The organism is Mycobacterium sp. NPDC050041 (genome assembly GCF_049541695.1).
Lineage (GTDB): Bacteria > Actinomycetota > Actinomycetes > Mycobacteriales > Mycobacteriaceae > Mycobacterium.
The window spans coordinates 600,188-619,008 of the sequence record NZ_JBMVDG010000001.1; the positions used below are offsets into that span (position 1 = coordinate 600,188).

Consider the following 18,821-nt stretch of genomic DNA (forward strand, 5'->3'; position numbering starts at 1 on the left):
CCCTGTCGGAGGCGTCTATATAACCTCTTTGGCCGCGGCGCTCATCCGGTTTCGATGGATCTGGTTGAGGAACAGGCGGACCGCGGTGGCCATCGATCCGGTGCGGGCCCCGTCGATCATGTCGAAGCCGTGCCCGGCACCCGGTAGTTCCACGTAACTGACCACCGACCGCGACACCGCGCGGAGCCTGTCGACGAAGCTGCGCGCCTGCGCGACCGGGATCACGCTGTCGCCGCTGCCGTGGATGACCAGGAACGGCGGCGCCTCGGGGTGCACCCGGGCGATCGGCGAGGCCTTACGGAAGATCTCCGGGTGCCGCGACAGTCGGTGCTTGACCACCACCCGCTCGAGGAAGTCGACGAAGCGGACGCGTTCGACGGTGGAGCGATCCTCCCAGTCGTAACGGCCGTAGATGCCGATCACCGCGTCGACCGAGGTGTCGGATCCCTCCGGCAGCTCGCACTGCAGTTCGGCGTCGTTGATGGTCAGTCCGGCCAGCGCCGCGAGGTGGCCGCCCGCCGAGGTGCCCGCGATCGCGACGAAGTTGCGGTCACCGCCGAATCGGTCGACGTTGGCCCGCGCCCAGGCGATCGCCGTCTTGACGTCGGTGATGTGCGCCGGCCACGGGTTGTGCGGCGACACCCGGTAGTCGATCGACAGGCAGACCCAGCCCATCTCGGCCAGGTGCGACATCAATGCGTAGCCCTGCAGCAGCCGGCTGCCGTGCACCCACGCACCGCCCGGGATGAACAGCAGCACCGGGGCCGGTTCGGTGGGCAGGTTCTTGGGTCGCCAGACGTCGAGGAGCTGAGAGGGCAACGGGCCGTAGCGAACCGAGGACTTGTAGACGTTGCGGCGGTGCTCGAAGGCCTTCCACAGCGGCGGCGCCTTCTCCGGGGCCGGCCAGTCGATGGCGAGGTCGGCGGCGGGGACGACGCCGCGAAGGGCGGCGTCGGTGACGGAGTGCGTCATGTCGCGCTCCTTCTGCCGCACCTCGTCGTTGCCCGGCTCGAACCAGGACTTCGCCGATGCGGACAGGAGTTCCGGCATCTGCCGGTATCCCCACACCCCCATGGCGGCGAGGGCGCCAAGCGGCTCAAGGTGTTTCCCGATCACGGGCAGGGAGGCGGAGGCGACACTCATGGCGAGCAGGTGATCGGCAGGCTTGGCGTTGAGGAGCCAACGTGCGCGCGTCCACATTGTCGGTCCGGGGTACCGGGTGTCCGGTCGCACGGTCATGATCGCGACTGTACCCCGCAGGTCAGTTCCTAAACGACGACATCTGGAAGTTGTCAACCAGCGGCACTTTCGTAACGCGATGTGACCGGAGTCACACCTTTCTGACCGGCGGTTTTGCCGCTAGCGTGCACTTGACGACCGTCAAGTTACGACTCGATGACGAAGCGAAGAGGACGTCCGCCGTGAACAGATCAGCCCTGGCCATCACTGACGAACACCGCGATCTCGCGGAATCCGCCACCGGCCTGCTGGACCGACTGCAGGCGCTCGCAGCGGCGCGGGCCACCCTCGACGAGGGCTCGGCGCACCCGACCGGGCTCTGGACCGCCCACGCCGACCTCGGACTCACCGGCCTGGCGCTCTCCGAGGAGCACGGCGGCTCGGGATTCGGCCTGGCCGAAATTGCCGTCGTGCTGGAGGCCCAGGGCCGGCGGGTGTGCCCCGGTCCGTTCCTGCCCACGGTGGCCGCCGCAGTGGTGATCGACCGCTGCGCTCCGGAATCCGTTCGTACGCAACTGCTTCCGCGGCTCGCCGACGGCACGGCGGTGTCAGCGCTCGGGCTGTCCGGCACGGTGGCGGCCGACTCGGACGCCGTGGCCGACGGGGAGAGCCCGGCGGTGCTCGGCGCACCCGACGCCAATGTGCTGGTGCTGGCCGCAGGCGACGACCTCGTGGTCGTCGACGCGGACGCCGACGGCGTCACCGTCACCCGGCTGACCGGCCTCGACACCACCCGCAGCATCGGTTCGGTCGTGCTGCGCGGGGTGCGACTGCCGCAGGACCGCGTCATCCGCGGCGCGGCCCGCCACGCGCGCACCGTGTTCCGCATCCTGGCCTCGGCCGAGGCGGTGGGGATCAGCTGGGCATGCCTGGAGATGGCGGTGGAGTACGCCAAGGTGCGCGAACAGTTCGGCCGGACCATCGGCACGTTCCAGGCGGTCAAGCACCACGCGGCCAACATGCTGGTGGATGCCGAGCAGACCACCGCGGCCACTTGGGACGCCGCCCGCTCGGACGACCTCGACAGCGCCTGGTTCCCGGCGGCGGTCGCCGCGTCGCACGCCGTGCGCGCGCAAATCGCCAACGCGCAGAACAACATTCAGCTGCACGGCGGGATCGGATACACGTGGGAGCACGACGCACACCTGTATCTGCGGCGCGCCCGCACCCTCGCGGCGCTGCTGAGCGACGGCGCGGACCCGCTGGCCGACATCGTCGAGGCGCAGCGCAGCGGGCAGGCCCGCGGCGCCACCTTCACGCTGCCCGCGGAGGCCGACGAGTACCGGCAGGCCGCCCGCAGCGCGGTCGCCGAACTGCGCGCGCTGCCCGAGGACCGCCGTCGCGACTTCCTGGTCGACTCCGGCTATCTGGTGCCGCACTGGCCGAAGCCGTGGGGCCGCGAGGCGGGCACGCTGGAGCAGCTCGTGATCGAGGAGGAGTTCCGCGACGTGAAGGTCCCGGACATGGGCATCACCGGATGGGTCACGCTGACCATCAGCCAGGCCGGCACCGATGACCAGCGGGAACGCTGGGTGGAACCGGTGCTGCGCGGAGAGACCATGTGGTGCCAGCTGTTCTCCGAACCCGGCGCCGGGTCCGATGCCGCGGCGGTGCGCACGGCGGCCAAGCGGGTGGACGGGGGCTGGCGGGTCACCGGTCAGAAGGTGTGGACCAGCCTCGCGCACCTGTGCCAGTGGGGATTGGCCACCGTCCGCACCGATCCCGACGCACCCAAGCACGCCGGGGTGACGATGATGGCGATCGACATGAAGGCCGACGGAGTGACGGTGAATCCGCTGCGCGGCATCACCGGCGACAGCCACTTCAACGAGGTGTTCTTCGACGACGTCTTCGTCCCCGACGCCGACGTGGTCGGCGACGTCAACCGCGGCTGGCTGGTGGCTCGCGCCACCCTCGGCAACGAGCGGATCTCGATCGGCGGCGGGTCGGGCGCGCCCACCGGATTCAGCGCCGACGACCTGATCGCGCTGCTGGGCAGCGCACCCGCGGACGTCGCCGCCGCCCGGACGCGGCGGGCGGGTGAGGTGATCGCGGCCGGCCACACCCTGCGGCTGCTCAACCTACGCCGGGCCAGCCGAGCCATCGCCGGGGCGGAGCCGGGCCCGGAGGGCAACGTCACCAAACTGCTGGTGGCCGAGCACTCACAGTGGCTGACCGAGCTGGGCGTGGAACTCGCGGGCACCGCGGCCGTCACCGGCGCGACGCCTGCACTGACCACCGGCTATCTCGGCAACCGGGCGATGACCATCGCCGGCGGCACGTCGGAGATCACCCGCAACACCATCGCCGAGCGGATCCTCGGCCTGCCGCGCGATCCGCTGATCAAGTAGCGGGTGCTCGGGTCGGATTACGGCGCGGCGACGCTGGTAATACTGAGCGGATGCGCAAGCCGTCCGCCGAGTCCCTCGTGCACTTCCACCCGGACCTGCGCAAGGCGGCCAAGTACGTCCCGAAGCAGATCGTCACGCCGGTGACCCTGCCGCTGCTGCGCGCCGTCACCCGCCTGCAGCCCAAGCGCACCCCGAAGGGTGTCGAGGAGTTGACCCTGCACTCCGGTATCCGGCTGCGGCTCTACCGGCCGGCCGGCGTCACGGGCAGCACGCCGGCGCTGCTGTGGATGCACGGCGGCGGCTACGTCCTCGGCACCCCGGCGCAGGACGACGACCTGTGCCGGCGCTACGCCGCCGAACTCGGCATCACGGTCGCGTCGGTGGACTACCGGCTCGCCCCCGAACACCCCTATCCCGCCGCGCTCGACGACTGCTACGCGGCGCTGCAGTGGCTGGCCGGGCTGCCCGCCGTCGACCGAGACCGGGTGGCGATCGCCGGCGGCAGCGCCGGCGGTGGACTGGCCGCGGCGCTGGCGCTGCTCGCCCGTGACCGCGGGGAGATCCCGCTGGTGGCGCAGCTGCTGATCTACCCGATGGTCGACGACCGCACCGTCGAGCGCGACGACCTCGACAACCCCGGACACCGGCTGTGGAACCAGTGGAGCAACCGGTTCGGCTGGGACGCCTACCTCGCCGACGCCGACCGAGACGTCGCGGTGCCCGCGCGCCGCGACGACCTCGAGGGCCTGCCACCGGCCTGGCTGGGGGTCGGCACGCTGGACCTGTTCCACGACGAGGGTCTCGCCTACGCCGAACGACTGCGCGCCGCCGGAGTGCCGTGCGACGTCGAGGTGGTTAAGGGTGCGTTTCACGGGTTCGATGCCATCGTCCCCAAAGCCGATGTCGCCGTTGAGTTCTTCGAGAGCCAGTGCGAGGCGCTGCGGAAGGCGTTCGACATCGCGGCCTGACCCACCGGACCGGCTTTGACGGGCGTGCGGTGTGCCCATAGCGTGACCGGATGCACGACGACGGGATCATCACCGACGACATCCACGTCGCGCGGCAGGCCATCCCGCACTTCGAGCTCGCACCGGAGTCGACGCTGCGACTGCTCAACCTGTCGGAGAACGCCACCTACCTGGTCGACGACGCGGGCACCGGCGTCACCTCCGTGCTGCGGGTGCATCGCCGGAACTATCACCGGCCGTACGAGATCGAGTCCGAGCTGGACTGGCTCGCTGCGCTGCGCCGTGATGACGCCGATGTCGCGGTGCCCACGGTGCTGCCCGCCCGCGACGGGCGCCGAATGGTCACCCTCGACGTCGACGGGACACCGCGGCATGTCGTGCACTTCGCCCTCGTCCCCGGCGCGGAGCCCGACGAGGCCACGGTCACCGCGGACGACTTCCGCACGCTGGGCCGCATCACCGCGGCGCTGCACGACCATTCCCGATCCTGGCGGCGCCCGGCGGGTTTCGGCCGCTTCACCTGGGACTGGGAGAGTTCGCTCGGGGCGGCCGCCCGCTGGGGGCACTGGCAGCAGGCCGCCGGTGTCGGGCCTGTTGAGCACGCAGTGCTGGACCGGGCGCAGGACGTCCTGCACCACCGCCTCACGGAGTACGGCGCCGGGCCCGACAGATTCGGCCTGATCCACGCCGACCTGCGGCTGGCCAACCTCATCGTCGACGGGTCCGACACCACCGTCATCGATTTCGACGACTCCGGGTTCAGTTGGTACTTCTATGATTTCGGCGCCGCGGTGTCGTTCATCGAGGACGATCCGGCGCTTCCCGACTGGCAGGACGCCTGGGTCGCCGGCTACCGGAGCCGACGACCGATGACCGCTGCCGACGAGGAGATGCTGCCGTCGTTCGTCATGCTGCGACGCCTGAAGCTGCTGGCATGGATGAGCACCCACACCCACTCGAAAGAGACACGCACCAAGGCCATCACCTACGCGCGGGGCAGCTGCGTCCTGGCGGAGCGCTATCTGTCGTCGAACGGACTGCGGCTGCACTGACTCGTGTACACCACCTCGCCGCCGACGACCGTCGCGGCGACCAGGTCGGCGTCCAGTGCATCGAGCACCTCGCGCGGGGACGCGGCGAGCACGCAGAGATCGCCGGGCTGACCGGGCGCCACCCGGCGCGGCACGGACGGCTGCTCGGCCGATCCGTGGAACATGCTCAACGCCGTTGCCGCGGAAATGCATTCTGCCGGGTTCAGGACGGCGCCCGCCAGGGTCTGGCGGCGCACGGCCGCTCGCATGGCCGCCCAGGGGTCACCACTGCCGAATGGCGAGTCGGTGGACAGCGCCGCCCTGACCCGCGACTCCAGCAACGAACGCAGCCGCCACAGCTGCGGGAGTTCGGCGGCCGGGACGTCGACGAGGTACTGATCGCCCCGTTCGGCGACGAAGTTGGGTTGTGTCACGACGGTGAGCCCGAGTTCGGCGAGGTCGGCCAGGCAGTCGTCGGGCACCACGGCCGCGTGCTCGATGCGGTCGCCCGCGCGCGTTCCGGCGGCGCGCAGTGCCGCGATGGTGACGACGAGCTGGGCGGCGGTCACACAGTGCATGGCGACTGGGGTGCCGCCGTCGTGGCGGGCGACGATCCAGCGGGTCAACTCGTCGAGGTCGAGGCCGTCGTCGTGCAGGATGCGTTTTCCGGGCGCCAGCACGTGCACCCTGACCGCGAGTTCGCCGCGACGACGGGCGTCGAGCAGTTCGGCGACGTCGCTCTCGGCGAGATCCGGTGTCGCGTCGGTGATCCCGGTGACACCCCAGGACGTGAGCCGGCGCGACACCCCGGCCAGCGTGGCGCCGCGGCGCTCCGGCGCCCAGCTCGTGTCGGCGCTGCGCAGCACGCCGTCGGGATGGTCGGCCATGCCGACGCGTCGCAGACCTGCGGTGTTCAGCGTCCACAGCACCCCGCTGCGGTGCTGCACCCGCACCGGCACCGGCGGCGCCACCGCATCCAGCACATCCCTGTCGAGCGGGCCCGCGACGGCCTCGTGGTAGCCGACCGCTCGGATCCAGCCGTCGGCGTCGGGGACGGCACCCGACAGGGCATCCGCGAGGCCGTCGCGGCCGTGCACGTCGGCCGGACCGACCCGCAGCGAATCCGCCGCCGCCGCCGTCGCATGCAGGTGCACGTGGTGGTCGTGCAGGCCGGGGATCACCGTGCCGCCCGCGGCGTCGAGCACCGTCTCGCCCGGTCGGGCCGTGAGTCCGGCTGCCATGTCGAGGATCTGATCGCCGACCCGGATGTCGGTGGGCGTGCCGTCGAGCAGCACGGCCCGGGTGATCAGCACGGCGCAGGCCGCCGTCGGGCAACCATGCGGGCGACGGTCGCGTTGTCGGCGCCCAACGCGGCGGCCCGGCCCGGCGACGGCGGCGCCGTGGCCTGCACCTGCGCAGCGGGGCCGGACGCGGTGGCGTAGCAGGCGGCCACCGCAGCCATCGACATCTCGACGAGTTCGCCGCCGCCGCGCCCCAGCGACTCGGCCACCGCGAGGGCGGCATGCAGGCCCGTGAGCGGATCGGCGATGGCGTCGCCGCAGAACTCCGGACCGTCGGCGCCCGCGACCACCAGCCCGCCGGAGACGGCGGCGTCGTCGCCGAATGCCACCCGGTCGGCGCACTCACCGGCGGTCCCGTGGCCGGTGATCCGCAGCCACACCCGGCCGTCGCGCCCGTCGACATCCTGCGGCCCGAGGGCGCGGCGGCGCAGTGCCGCCGGGCGCGATCCCTCGATCACCACGTCGGCGGCACGGAGCAATCCCTCGAGCTCCGAGGGCTCGTCGAAATCGACCGCATACGACCGTTTTCCGTGATTCATCCAGTCGAAGAACGCCGGCGCTCCTGCGCGGGTGCCGTCCGGGCGGCGCGGACTCTCCACCTTGACCGCGGTGGCGCCGGCCTGCGCGAGCAGCCGCCCGCACAGCGGGCCCGCCCACATCGACGACAGGTCGACGACCAGCAGGCCGGGGATCGTCCGTGGCGATGCCCTCCGCCCGAGTGCGCGCACCACGGGTGACGCCGCCGGAGTCTCGCCGAGGACGGCGGCGGGCAGGCCGAGCAGGCGGGCGCGTGCCACCGCGTCGGCGGCGGTACGGCGTGAGACCCATGCGGTGATCGCCGGCCACGGATCCGGCTCCAGCGCATCGGTTTCCAGTAGGGCCGGTACGGCGTCGAGGTCATCGCGACGGGACAGGGTGAGGGCGCACCAGCCGTCGCCGGTGGCCAGTAGCCGAGTCGCACCGCCGGCGGATAACCGGCCGCCTGCGGTCAGGCCGAGCAGCGCCGCCCGGCCGGTGAGGAGTTCGTCGGCGTCGACGGCGACACCGAGCAGGGTCGCGACCGCGACCGCCGTCTCGCGGGCACGGGTGAGCACCGCTGCCGGGATCGCGAGCGCAGTCACGCCGTTATTGTCCCGCGGGCCTAGAACTGCAGGGCGGTGAAGCGCCAATCGAGCACCTGGCGATCCGCGCCGCCGTCCGGTTCGACCGCGTACACCAGCGACCGCAGCCGGTAGACCCCGCCGCGACCCTCCGGCGCGGGGATCGCGCCCTCGACGTGCAGTTCGCTGTAGAGCGTGTCACCCTCCTGCACCGGCCCGGTGTGGTCGCAGGACTCCCAGCCGAGCACCGTCACCAGGTCGGGCAGCGCCCGCGTCGCCTGTGCCAGCGCGAGACCGATGGTGTGCCCGCCGTACACCAGTCGGCGCCCGCTCACCCGCGAGTCGTGATGCGTCGCAGCGATGTTCAGTGACAGCCGGGCGAGTTCGGGCGCACTGCTGACGACATCCGCGGTGCCGTGCAGCACCTGTCCGGCCAGCCCGGCGTCGAACCGGGCACCGGGCACCCGGGCGCGGAATGCGTCGGCGTCCCAGACAGCGGTCGGGTCCGGCGCGGGCGCCATGTCGGCGCCGACGGCCGACAGATCGTCGGCGTGGCCGGTTTCGCCCGCACCCTCGGACAGCGGCAGCATCGCGCACCGGTGGAAGTCCAGCACCAGACGGCCGAGCTGGTCGACGGTCGTCATCCGCAGCGCCGCCAGACCGGTCGGCGCCCTGCCCGGCCTCGCCGAGTTCTGCCGCAGACCCACCACCTCGGTGCGGGTGAACAGGGTGTCGCCGATGACGGGATACCGGTGGAACACCAGGCCGCGGTAGAACAGGTTGGCCTTCACCCGGTGGGTGGCCAGCGTGGACTGTCCGATCGCCACGTCGCACACCAGCGCCGGGTGGGCGATCGGCGCGGCGGCGCCGGTGACGGCGGTGGCCAGTTCGGCGTCGAGTGTCAGCCGCAGCCGGTCGCCGATGATCGAGTGGTGCACGGCGGCGGTGCCGGGGGTCAGCGTCATCGACGGCGCCGAGTCGAACACCTCGCCGACGTGCAGATCGTCGAAGTAGGGGCCGCCCTCGATTTGGCCGTACAAAGTCACAAGGCGTCATGCTGGCAGTGCGGCACTGGGTGTGTCAATATGGCCGTACATATGACCGAAGAAGAGAAACTCCTCGTCGAGACGGTGCGCGCCTTCGTCGACCGGGAGGTCAAGCCGACCGTCCGTGAGACCGAGCACGCCAACGACTACCCCACGGCGTGGATCGACCAGATGAAGCGGATCGGCATCTACGGACTGGCCATCGCCGAGGAGTACGGCGGCTCCCCCGTGTCCATGCCCTGCTACGTCGAGGTCACCCAGGAGCTGTCTCGCGGATGGATGAGCCTCGCGGGCGCGATGGGCGGGCACACCGTGGTCGCCAAGCTGCTCGCGCTGTACGGCACCGAGGAGCAGAAGCGCACCTATCTGCCGCCGATGGCGAGCGGCGAGATGCGCGCGACGATGGCGCTGACCGAGCCCGGTGGCGGTTCCGACCTGCAGAACATCTCCACCGGCGCCGTCCGCGACGGCGACGACCTCGTGATCAACGGCACCAAGACCTGGATCAGCAACGCCCGCCGCTCCGGCCTGATCGCACTGCTGTGCAAGACCGATCCGAACGCCGAGCCGCGCCACCGCGGCATCTCGGTGGTGCTCGTCGAGCGCGACACCCCCGGCCTGACGGTGTCGCGCGATCTCCCCAAGCTGGGATACAAGGGCGTCGAGTCGTGCGAGTTGTCGTTCGCCGACTGCCGGGTGCCCGCGTCGGCCGTGCTGGGCGGCACCCCCGGCCACGGCTTCGCGCAGATGATGAAGGGCCTCGAGACCGGCCGCATCCAGGTGGCGTCCCGGGCACTGGGTGTGGCGACCGCGGCACTCGAGGACTCGCTGCGCTACGCCCAGGAGCGCGAGAGTTTCGGCAAGCCGATCTGGAAGCACCAGTCCATCGGCAACTACCTGGCCGACATGGCGACGAAACTGACCGCCGCCCGCCAGCTCACCCGGTATGCGGCCGAACGCTACGACAGCGGCGAACGCTGCGACATGGAGGCGGGGATGGCCAAGCTGTTCGCCTCCGAGGTGGCGATGGAGATCGCGCTCAACGCGGTCCGGATCCACGGCGGCTACGGCTATTCCACCGAGTTCGACGTCGAGCGCTACTTCCGCGACGCGCCACTGATGATCGTCGGCGAGGGCACCAACGAGATCCAGCGCAACGTCATCGCCGGCCAGCTCGTCGCGCGGGGCGGGATCTGACGAGTTGACCGCGCCGGCATACCAACTGCTGCGCGACCAGCTGCGCGACGAGATCGCCGCGGGTCGGTACCGCAACGGTGTCCGGCTGCCCACGGAGTCCGAACTCGTTGCGCGCGAGAAGTTGTCGCGCCAGACGGTGCGGCGGGCATTTCAGGACCTGGTCGCCGAGGGAATCGTGTACCGGGTGCCCGGGCGCGGCACCTACGCCAGCGACTCCGCGCGGCGCTACCTGCGACAGCTGGGGTCCATCGAAGACCTGATGAACCTGTCGCAGGACACCACCATGGAGGTGCTGAGCGGGTTGGCGCGCAGGGTGGACGTGGCGGCCGCGAGCCGGCTGCGCCTCGACCACGACGCGGTGCACACCGTCACGTTCCGCCGCCTGCATGACGGGGTTCCGTTCGTCGCCACCACGGTGCACCTGCCCGAATCGGTGGCCGCCTCCGTCGCCGGCGTCGACGCGCTGACGACCGGATCCGCGGGCACGCACACCGTCATCGGACTGCTCGAGCCGCACCTGCGCGAGCCGATCGTCGAAGCGGCGCAGTCGATCACCGTCGCCGAGGCCGATGCGGCGGTGGCCGCCGCGGTGAACTGTGCACCCGGCCATCCGATGCTGCGGGTCGACCGGCTCTACTCCGACAGTTCCGGGCGCCCGGTCGAACTGGCGATCAGCCACTTCCTGCCCGAGCAGTACACCTACCGCGTGACGCTGCGCCGCTCCGGATTGTGATTTCAGACGGCGCGGGTTGCGGCGACGCTGCCGAGCAGGACCAGGGCGTCGGCGCTCGGGCTGCCCGGCTCCGCGTCGTAGACCACGAGCTCCTGCCCCGGGGCGGACCGCACGTCGAACGTCTGCATGCTCAGCGTCAGCAGGCCGACCTCCGGGTGACGGAACCGCTTGACCGCCAGACACTTCCGCCGGGCGTCCTGCCTGCCCCACAGCGTCCGGAACTCCTCGCTGGCGTCGAGCAGCTCGGTCAGCACCGCCCGCGCGTGCGGATCGTCCGGGGCGGCGCCGTAGCCCATCCGGAACCCGGCCACCGAGTCGGCCGCGACGGCACGCCAGTCGGCGTAGAAGTCCCGGGCCCGCGGATCGGTGAACACCAGCCGCATCAGGTTCCCCACCGCGCCGAACTCGCCGAACAGCACCGCGGCGAGCGCGTTCACCGCCAACACCTCGTAGGCCCGGTTGTAGACCAGCGCAGGGTTGTTCGGCCAGGCGTCCATCAGCCGCAGCAGCCCGGGGTCGACGCGGTCGGTCACCCGCGCGTGCTGCTCCCGCGGGGCGAGGCCGGCCAGCCGGAACAGATGCCTGCGGCCGTCGTCGTCGAGCCTCAGCGCCGCCCCGAGCGCCTCCAGCACCTGCACCGACGGCGAGCGCTCCCGGCCCTGTTCGAGGCGGCTGTAGTAGTCGACGCTGACACCCGCCAGCATCGCCACCTCCTCGCGGCGCAGCCCGGGAACCCGCCGGACGCCGCTGCTGGCCAGACCCGCGTCGGCGGGGCTGATCGCGGCCCGACGCCCCTTGAGGTAGTCACCCAACTCGGCCATCGTCCCAGCCTAGATCCGCCGCGGGCGTCAGGCAGGGTGCAGTGCACCCTGGCTGATCGGCATGGCTGGGCCGATGCTGGACGCATGACAGATTCGAAGATCATTCTCGTCACCGGCGCCAGCAGCGGCATCGGTGAAGCCGTCGCCGCACGCCTGGCCGCCGAGGGCCATCACGTCGTGGCGGGCGCCCGGCGGGAGGACCGCCTCGCCGACCTCGCGCGCCGTATCGAGCAGGACGGCGGCAGCATCGAGGTCCGCCGCCTGGACGTGACCGACCGTGCCGACGTGGCGGCGTTCGTCGACGCCGCGGTGGCCGCCCACGGCCGGGTGGACGTCGTCGTCAACAACGCGGGCGTGATGCCGCTGTCGCGGCTGGACGCATTGCTCGTCGACGAGTGGGACCGGATGATCGACGTGAACATCCGCGGTCTGCTGCACGGCATCGCCGCCACGCTCCCGCATTTCCAGCGGCAAGGCAGCGGCCACTTCATCACGGTCGCGTCCGTCGGCGCGCACGAAGTGGTGCCGACCGGCGCGGTGTACTGCGCCTCGAAGTTCGCGGCCTGGGCCATCACCGAGGGTCTGCGGCTGGAGGTCGACCCGTCGATCCGGGTGACGACGGTGTCGCCGGGCGTGGTCGAATCCGAGCTCGCGGACTCGATCACCGACCCGACGGCCGCGGGCGCGATGCAGGAGTACCGGGCCGACTCGATCCCGCCCGACGCGATCGCCCGCGCGATCTCCTATGCCATCGGCGAGCCCGCCGACGTGGATGTCAACGAGCTGATCATCAGGCCCGCACGGCAGCGCTGACGCGCAATCCGGTGACGGTGCGGCGGCGTCATCCGTCATAGGCTTGTCGGGGCGGCGCACGGTGCGCGCCAGACGGGTGCGGAGGAAAGCGTGACGTCCAACATCTCGGTGCTCGCCGCCGCCACCGACGTCGGCGAGATGGTCGGCTATGCCGTGATCCCCATCATCGGCCTGGTCCTGCTGATCGTCGGGCTCGTCAAGCGAAGCAAATCGGGCTCACCGCAACCCAACTCACCGTACGGCTGGGCGCCGGGCCAGGCGCCCTACGGCAGTCAGCCGCCACCGCCCGGCGGCTACCCCGGCTACCCGCAGCAGCCCGGCTATCCGCCGCCCCACCCGCAGCAGCAACAGCCCTACTTCGCACCGGGCATGCCACCGCCGTACCCGCCGCCCGGCTACCCGCCGTTCGCGCCGAAGCCGAAGAAACAGGGCACCGGCCTGATCATCGCCGGCGCGATCATCCTGGCCCTCGGACTGCTCGGAAACCTCGGCCGGCTGGCGACGTCGTCGTCGCCCACATCGTCGTCGTCCGAGCGTTCCTCGTCGTCGGCCTCGTCGACGACGGCGCGCAGCGACGACGACGGGCTCGACGTCGGCGACTGCGTCATCGACATCCCCGCGACCGGCCCTTTCGAGGTCGTCGACTGCTCGAACCCCGCCGCCCAGCTCGAACTGGGCGCCATCGAGGGGCCCGACCAGTGCCCCGACGGACCCGCCAGCCTGGGCTCCTACCTCTACCAGCCCACGCCCACCGGCAGGACCAGGTGCTTCCTCCCCAACTTCGAGGAGGGCAACTGCTTCCGGGTGGACTCGGTGCAGACGATGTTCAACAAGGTCGACTGCACGGACCCCAACGCCGCGGGCAAGGTCGAGACGCGCCTCGACAGCAACGACCCCGGCGCATGCACACCGCCGGCGAGGGCGCTGGCCTTCCCGGAACCCGCCCGCACCTACTGCCTGACGCAGCACAGCCACACCTGACGCGCCGCTGATCCGGTGCCGTCCTACCGGTCGGCGGCGATCTCGTCGACGAGGCCCCAGTGCAGGGCGGTGGCGGGGTCGACGGTGTAGCCGGTGAGGAACAGGTAGGCGGTGCGCCACCGTCCGATGCGGCGGGTGATGCTGACGGTGCCGCCGGCCCCCGGGATGAGGCCCAGTTGCAGCTCCGGCAGCCCGATCACCGACTGTGGATGTGCGGTCACCCGCCCGCAGTACGCGGCCATCTCCAGTCCGCTGCCGAGCACCTGACCGTGCACCTCGGCCCGCAGCGCAGGCCCGAGGCGGTGACGCAACTCGTCGAGCACCAGCGCGGGGCTGTGCCGGGTGCGGGCCAGGTGCGCGTCGGCCGGATCGGTGAACGAGCCGAACTCGGCCAGATCGCCGCCGCTGCAGAACGAGGGGCCGTTGCCGGACAGCACGACCTCGGTGACGGACGGGTCGAGCCGGGCGATCTCGAGCGCTTCGAGCAGCGCGGCCCGCGCGTCGGTGGAGAAGGCGTTGTGCCGACCGGGCCGGTTGAAGCGCACCCGCAGCGTGTCACCCTCGCGCTCCGCCTGTACCGGATCCGGCAGCGCCGGTGGAGTTCCGGGTCCGCGCGCGGCGAGCCAGGCCTGGAATTCGGCACTGCCCTGCAGCGTCGAGTACGCGAGCGACTCCGCGATCAGGCCGGCGTAGGCGGGCGCCGCGACGTCCACGGCCCGCAGCACGTCGTCCCCGACCTCGGCCGCATGCGGCCAGGTGCGGCAGCGCTGGTCCAGATCGGCGAGGGTGCGCTGCACCGACGGCACCGCCACCGCACGGTGGTCCTCACAGGGCCGCTCGGTGAGGGTGAATGTTGCTCGCTGCAACCAGTATTCGGCGCCCGGCGCGGTCAGGTCGCCGGTGGCGACGACGACACCCGCCGGTTCCGCGGACTCCAGGTCCGGCGGGTCCGACAGGTCGACGACGCGCATCAGCCGGAGTATTTCGCGATCAGCTCCTGTTTGTACAGCTTGCCGGTGTCGGTGCGGGGCAGCTGGGCCTCGAACGAGATGGACCGCGGACACTTGTAGTGCGCCAGGCGGTCCCGCAGCCAGCCGAGCAGCTCCTCGGCGAACGCCTCGGTCGCGTCGGCCGGATCGACGGTCTGCACCACCCCTTTGACGCGCTGGCCCATCTCGTCGTCGGGCACACCGAACACCGCGGCGTCCATCACCTTCGGGTGGGTGACCAGCATGTTCTCCGCCTCCTGGGGGTAGATGTTCACCCCGCCGGAGATGATCATGTGGTGCCGCCGGTCGGTGAGGTACAGGTAGCCCTCCTCGTCGAGGTACCCGATGTCTCCGACTGTCGCCCAGCCTTTCTCGTGCCGCGACGCCGACGTCTTGTCCGGGTCGTTGAGGTATTCGAAGGAGTTGCCGCCCTCGAAGTAGATCTCACCGGCCTGCCCCGGCGGCAGCTCGTTGCCGTCCTCGTCGAGAATGTGGATGGCGCCGCCCATCGGCTTGCCGACGGAGCCGGGGTGGGCCAGCCACTCCTCGGCGCTGATGAGCGTCGACCCGTGCGCTTCCGAGGAGGCGTAGTACTCGTCGACGATCGGGCCCCACCAGTCGATCATCTGCTTCTTGATCTCCACGGGGCAGGGCGCCGCGGCGTGCATCACCCGCTTGAGGCTGGAGACGTCGTAGCTGTTGCGCACGGACTCCGGCAGCTTCAGCATCCTGGTGAACATCGCGGGCACGAACTGCCCGTGGGTGACGCGGTGGCGCGCGATGGCGTCGAGACAGCCCTCGGCGTCGAACTTCTCCAGCACGACGGTGGTGATGCCGCCGGCCTGGATCTGCATCGACCACACCGACGGCGCCGTGTGGTACAGCGGTGCGGGGCTGAGGTAGACGGCCTCTGGGTCGAGCCAGAAGGAGACCAGCGCGGCCATCATGCCGGGCACCTCGGACGGCGGCAGATGCGGGAGTTGGCGTTTGATGCCCTTGGGCCTGCCGGTGGTGCCGGAGGAGTACTGCAGCAGGTCGCCTTCGATCTCGTCGGCGATCGGTGTGTCGGGTTGCCCGGCAACGCCTTCGGGATAGCGGGTCCAGCCGTCGAGGTCGGCGTCGGCGATGAGCAGCACGGCGGGCAGGCCGCGCGGCAGGTGCTCGCCGAGTTCCGCGCAGGTCTCGCGCAGCGCCGCCGATCCGATGACGGCCTTGGCGGCGCTGTTGTCGATGATGTAGGCCGCCTCGGCCGCGGTGAGGTGGGTGTTGATCGGCACGTAGTACAGGCCGCTGCGGCGTGCCGCCCACATGACGGCGTGCATGTGCTCGTTGTTCTCCATCAGGATGGCGACGGCGTCACCCTCCTGCAGGCCGTTGGCCCGGAAGTGGTGCGCCAGCCGGTTGGCCCGTGCCTCGAGGTCGTCGAAGGTGACGACGGTCCCCGATGGGTGGAGAACGATCGCCGGCTTACCGGTGCCGACATGCTCGCGAATCTGCATGGGCCGACTCTACGACGCCCGTATTTGACGGGTGTCAAGTGGGCGGCCTGCGGCGAGCCAACAGCGCGGCGAGCTCCTCGCGGCTCGTGGTTCCCGTCTTGCTCATCGCCTTGTAGATGTGCCCTTCGATGGTGCGCACCGACAGCGTCAGGCGCTCGGCGACCGCACGATTGGACAGTCCGTGGCCGAGCAGCGTCACGATCTCCCGCTCCCGAAGGGTGAGCGGTATGGGTTCGCGGGCCTGCCGCAGCGCCGGGGTCTCGACGATGCCGCACACCTCGGCCAACGCCTCCGCGCGCGCGAGGCAGGTCAGGAAGGACCCGCGCAACTCGCGGTCGCGGTAGGCCACCCCGCCGTGCGCAGCGGCGTCCACGGCCGCCACCAGGTCTCCCATCCGCTCGAACTCGTCGGAGACGGCGACCAGTTCCGCGGGATCGTGGTCACGAAGGGATGCCGCGAGTCGCGCCGCGACGCGGGCACGCGGACCCTCGACGATCGTGTCGAGCTCGTCCAAGCGCGCAGCGCCCGATGTGTCGCCGAACTGTGCCGCGGTCTGCAGGCACATCACCTCCGCCGCGAATCTTCCGTTGGCGGCCGCTGTTCGGGCGGCGTTCGCGGCGATCGCCGTCCCCTCGCTGACCGCGCCCTGGCCGGCTGACACCCACGCCCGGGCGAGGGCCCGCTCGTCGTCGAGGGACCGGAAGGGACGCCGCCGGGCGTCGAGGTCCGCGCCGAGAGCCGCGGCCTCCGAAGTCAACCCCCGCATCGCCAGCGCCGTCATGTGCAGGACGCCGTAGCGGTAACCCCAGCCGATGGCGTAACCCGAAGCGGTCAACGCCCGTGCCGCCGGCGCGAGGAACTCGCAGGCCGTCTCCAGGTGGCCGCTGCCCGAAGCGGCCCGGCCGGCGATCGCGTCGCCCAGCCAACGTGGGTCGCCGGGAAGGTCGTCGGCCTGCCGGCGCACCCGCTCGGCGAGCTCCTGCGCCGCCGCGACGTGGCCGGCGAAGAGCAGCGCCCCGACGTGCGCGTCGGCGATGTTGAACTGCATGTGCGGGGCATCCGACGACCGGGTCGCCACGGCATATCCCGCCTCGGCGACGCTCACGGCCCGGCTGAGCGCACCTGCATCCGCGTCGATGGCGGTGAGCGCCCACGCCGTTTCGGCCCCGACGATCGCGGGCAGGTCGTCGAGCTCGAGGTGCTGCGCGGCCCGCACCGCGTCGGCCGGCCGGTCGACGGCGAACCAGTACACCGTCCGCAGCGCATCCATCGACCGACCGGCAGGCCCGGCGGTGAGGTGCGAGGCGGCGTCGATGATCGCCTTGGCCGCCGGCGGATCGGCCAGCGCCCAGAGCAGATTGCTCGCACGCAGATAGGTCAGCCGTGCCTGGTCCTCCTCGCCCATCCGGTCGACGGACATCTCGGCGAGCAGCGCCTCCGCCTCGCGTCCGCGTCCGCTCCACGACAGCGCGTGTGCCCGGACGAACACCGCTTGGGGTCCGATCCCCGCGTGCACGGCCGCGGCGGCGAGCCGATCGGCGAGCGGCAGATCCGCCAGCGCAACAGCTGTGCGGGCCGCCCGGAACAGCAGGTCACCGTCCGGAGCGAGATCCGAGTCCATGCTCAGCGCCGCGCGACGGACCAGGACCCGCGCATCGTCGCGGTTGTCCGCGGCGCCGAGCTCCGCGGCGACCAGTCCCCGCAACCGGCGCAGCCGGGTGGGCGCTGCGCGGTTCCTGCGGACCTCCCCGTACAGCGGGTGGGCCATCCACACCTGAGTGCCCGCGTCGACGTGCTCGATGCTGATCAACCCGCGGCCATCGGCCTGCTCGACGGCGTCGGACCCCACGATCCGCTCGAGGGCCGCGAGGTCGATCGGCTCGCCCACGGCCAGCGTGTCCACGACCGCCGCCACATCAGGCGCCAGCGCCCCGGTGCGCGATTCGATCAATTCGACCAGGCTGTGCGGGACGACGATGGGATCGTCGAGCCAGTACCAGGTGCCCGACTCCCCGCCGAGCCGGCCTTCGGCGACCTGCTGCTCGACGATGTGTCGCAGGTAGAGCGCGTTGCCGCGGGTCAGCTCCCACAACCGACGTGCGGCGTGCGCGTCGACCGGACCGGCCAGCGTCGCGGACAGGAGTGCCGTGGTCTCCGAAAGCGACAGCGGCTGGAGGTCGAGCCTGTCGAACTGCCCGATCCTGTAGAGCTCGTGCACGCCGAGCGGGATCTCTTCGCCGTCGCGGATGCTCAGGATCAACTTCGCCGTACCGCGCTGCGCGATCTGCTGCAGAACGAACAACGACAGCTCGTCGAGCAGGTGGACGTCGTCGACCCCGATCACCACCGCGCTGTCGGCCGGGGCCGTGGTGAGCGACCGGATCACCGCGCACACCAGTTGGAGGTCGTCGCTGCCGGCCGTTCCGGCCCACGCCGCGAACGCACCGAGCGGGAGGCCGCGCGCGCATGACGTGCCGACGACCCAGCGGACCGTGTGTCCGAGCGTCGCGGCCTGATCCAGCGCTTCGCGCGCCACCCGGCTCTTACCCACGCCTGCCGCGCCGCCGATGACGATTCCGCACACGGCCGGGTCGGACAGCGCGGCCGCGATCAGTCGCATCTCCTCGGTGCGACCGGTCAACGGCCAGGTCAACCGCATGGGCCCAGCCTAGGAACCGTGGGGAGCCGCAAGTAGTGGATTTCACCGGACTGCCCAAAAGAGCAGTAGTGCAGTACTCGCGTATTCAGCGCC

15 protein-coding genes are annotated in these 18,821 nt (G+C 71.3%); 7 read left to right on the plus strand and 8 right to left on the minus strand.

Features of this window, described 5'->3' with window-relative positions; all coding sequences use genetic code 11:
• Positions 1-15: 15 nt before the first annotated feature.
• Entirely contained in the window at positions 16-1,239 is a 1,224-nt protein-coding gene (locus tag ACPCHZ_RS02990; protein ID WP_264013663.1) for an alpha/beta hydrolase, read from the minus strand.
• A 182-nt stretch (positions 1,240-1,421) separates the two neighbouring features.
• Here ACPCHZ_RS02990 and ACPCHZ_RS02995 point away from each other — a divergent pair, with 182 nt between their 5' ends.
• From ACPCHZ_RS02995 to ACPCHZ_RS03005, 3 genes are read left to right on the plus strand one after another with little or no spacing between them, the layout of a single operon-like run.
• The gene (locus ACPCHZ_RS02995; RefSeq protein WP_423483375.1) at positions 1,422-3,590 is read left to right on the plus strand and encodes an acyl-CoA dehydrogenase; all 2,169 of its coding nucleotides are present in this window, start codon (positions 1,422-1,424) and stop codon (positions 3,588-3,590) included.
• A gap of 50 nt (positions 3,591-3,640) precedes the next feature.
• Positions 3,641-4,558, plus strand: coding sequence for an alpha/beta hydrolase (locus tag ACPCHZ_RS03000; protein ID WP_423483376.1), 918 nt, complete (start codon positions 3,641-3,643; stop codon positions 4,556-4,558).
• A gap of 50 nt (positions 4,559-4,608) precedes the next feature.
• On the plus strand, positions 4,609-5,610 hold the full coding sequence (locus tag ACPCHZ_RS03005; RefSeq protein ID WP_423483377.1) for a phosphotransferase enzyme family protein: 1,002 nt from the start codon (positions 4,609-4,611) through the stop codon (positions 5,608-5,610).
• Here the strand turns inward: ACPCHZ_RS03005 and ACPCHZ_RS03010 are convergent.
• Genes ACPCHZ_RS03010 through ACPCHZ_RS03020 form a run of 3 tightly spaced genes read right to left on the minus strand, consistent with a single transcriptional unit; the run spans position 5,577 to position 9,036 of the window.
• Positions 5,577-6,902, minus strand: coding sequence for an amidohydrolase family protein (locus ACPCHZ_RS03010; RefSeq protein ID WP_423483378.1), 1,326 nt, complete (start codon positions 6,900-6,902; stop codon positions 5,577-5,579). The genes ACPCHZ_RS03005 and ACPCHZ_RS03010 overlap by 34 nt on opposite strands.
• Positions 6,896-8,011: a CoA transferase gene (locus tag ACPCHZ_RS03015; protein WP_423483379.1), complete on the minus strand. Its 1,116-nt coding sequence runs from the start codon at positions 8,009-8,011 to the stop codon at positions 6,896-6,898. The genes ACPCHZ_RS03010 and ACPCHZ_RS03015 overlap by 7 nt, the downstream gene beginning before the upstream one ends.
• Positions 8,012-8,031: 20 nt before the next feature.
• A complete protein-coding gene (locus ACPCHZ_RS03020; protein ID WP_423483380.1) occupies positions 8,032-9,036 on the minus strand; it encodes a MaoC family dehydratase in 1,005 nt (334 codons plus the stop codon).
• A gap of 51 nt (positions 9,037-9,087) precedes the next feature.
• On the opposite strand from ACPCHZ_RS03020, the gene ACPCHZ_RS03025 reads away from it, so the two are divergent.
• The gene (locus ACPCHZ_RS03025; RefSeq protein WP_423483381.1) at positions 9,088-10,233 is read left to right on the plus strand and encodes an acyl-CoA dehydrogenase family protein; all 1,146 of its coding nucleotides are present in this window, start codon (positions 9,088-9,090) and stop codon (positions 10,231-10,233) included.
• Positions 10,234-10,237: 4 nt separating this feature from the next.
• Complete coding sequence (locus ACPCHZ_RS03030; protein WP_423483382.1) at positions 10,238-10,966, plus strand: GntR family transcriptional regulator; 729 nt, start codon at positions 10,238-10,240, stop codon at positions 10,964-10,966.
• A 2-nt stretch (positions 10,967-10,968) separates the two neighbouring features.
• Here the strand turns inward: ACPCHZ_RS03030 and ACPCHZ_RS03035 are convergent, their stop codons facing one another.
• Entirely contained in the window at positions 10,969-11,787 is an 819-nt protein-coding gene (locus ACPCHZ_RS03035) for a helix-turn-helix domain-containing protein (protein ID WP_423483383.1), read from the minus strand.
• 84 nt (positions 11,788-11,871) lie between these two features.
• Between ACPCHZ_RS03035 and ACPCHZ_RS03040 the strand changes: the two genes are divergently transcribed.
• Positions 11,872-12,600, plus strand: coding sequence for an SDR family oxidoreductase (locus ACPCHZ_RS03040; protein ID WP_423483384.1), 729 nt, complete (start codon positions 11,872-11,874; stop codon positions 12,598-12,600).
• A gap of 90 nt (positions 12,601-12,690) precedes the next feature.
• Positions 12,691-13,581, plus strand: coding sequence for a hypothetical protein (locus ACPCHZ_RS03045; RefSeq protein ID WP_423483385.1), 891 nt, complete (start codon positions 12,691-12,693; stop codon positions 13,579-13,581).
• Between the two features lie 23 nt (positions 13,582-13,604).
• Here the strand turns inward: ACPCHZ_RS03045 and ACPCHZ_RS03050 are convergent, their stop codons facing one another.
• Genes ACPCHZ_RS03050 through ACPCHZ_RS03060 form a run of 3 tightly spaced genes read right to left on the minus strand, consistent with a single transcriptional unit; the run spans position 13,605 to position 18,728 of the window.
• On the minus strand, positions 13,605-14,555 hold the full coding sequence (locus ACPCHZ_RS03050) for an enoyl-CoA hydratase/isomerase family protein (protein WP_423483790.1): 951 nt from the start codon (positions 14,553-14,555) through the stop codon (positions 13,605-13,607).
• Positions 14,552-16,069 carry a fatty-acid--CoA ligase FadD4 gene (gene fadD4 / locus ACPCHZ_RS03055; protein WP_423483386.1) on the minus strand — a complete coding sequence of 506 codons (1,518 nt, stop codon included), beginning with the start codon at positions 16,067-16,069 and terminating at the stop codon, positions 14,552-14,554. Before fadD4 ends, ACPCHZ_RS03050 begins: the two co-directional genes overlap by 4 nt.
• A 34-nt stretch (positions 16,070-16,103) precedes the next feature.
• Complete coding sequence (locus tag ACPCHZ_RS03060) at positions 16,104-18,728, minus strand: LuxR C-terminal-related transcriptional regulator (RefSeq protein ID WP_423483387.1); 2,625 nt, start codon at positions 18,726-18,728, stop codon at positions 16,104-16,106.
• Between the last annotated feature and the right edge of the window lie 93 nt (positions 18,729-18,821).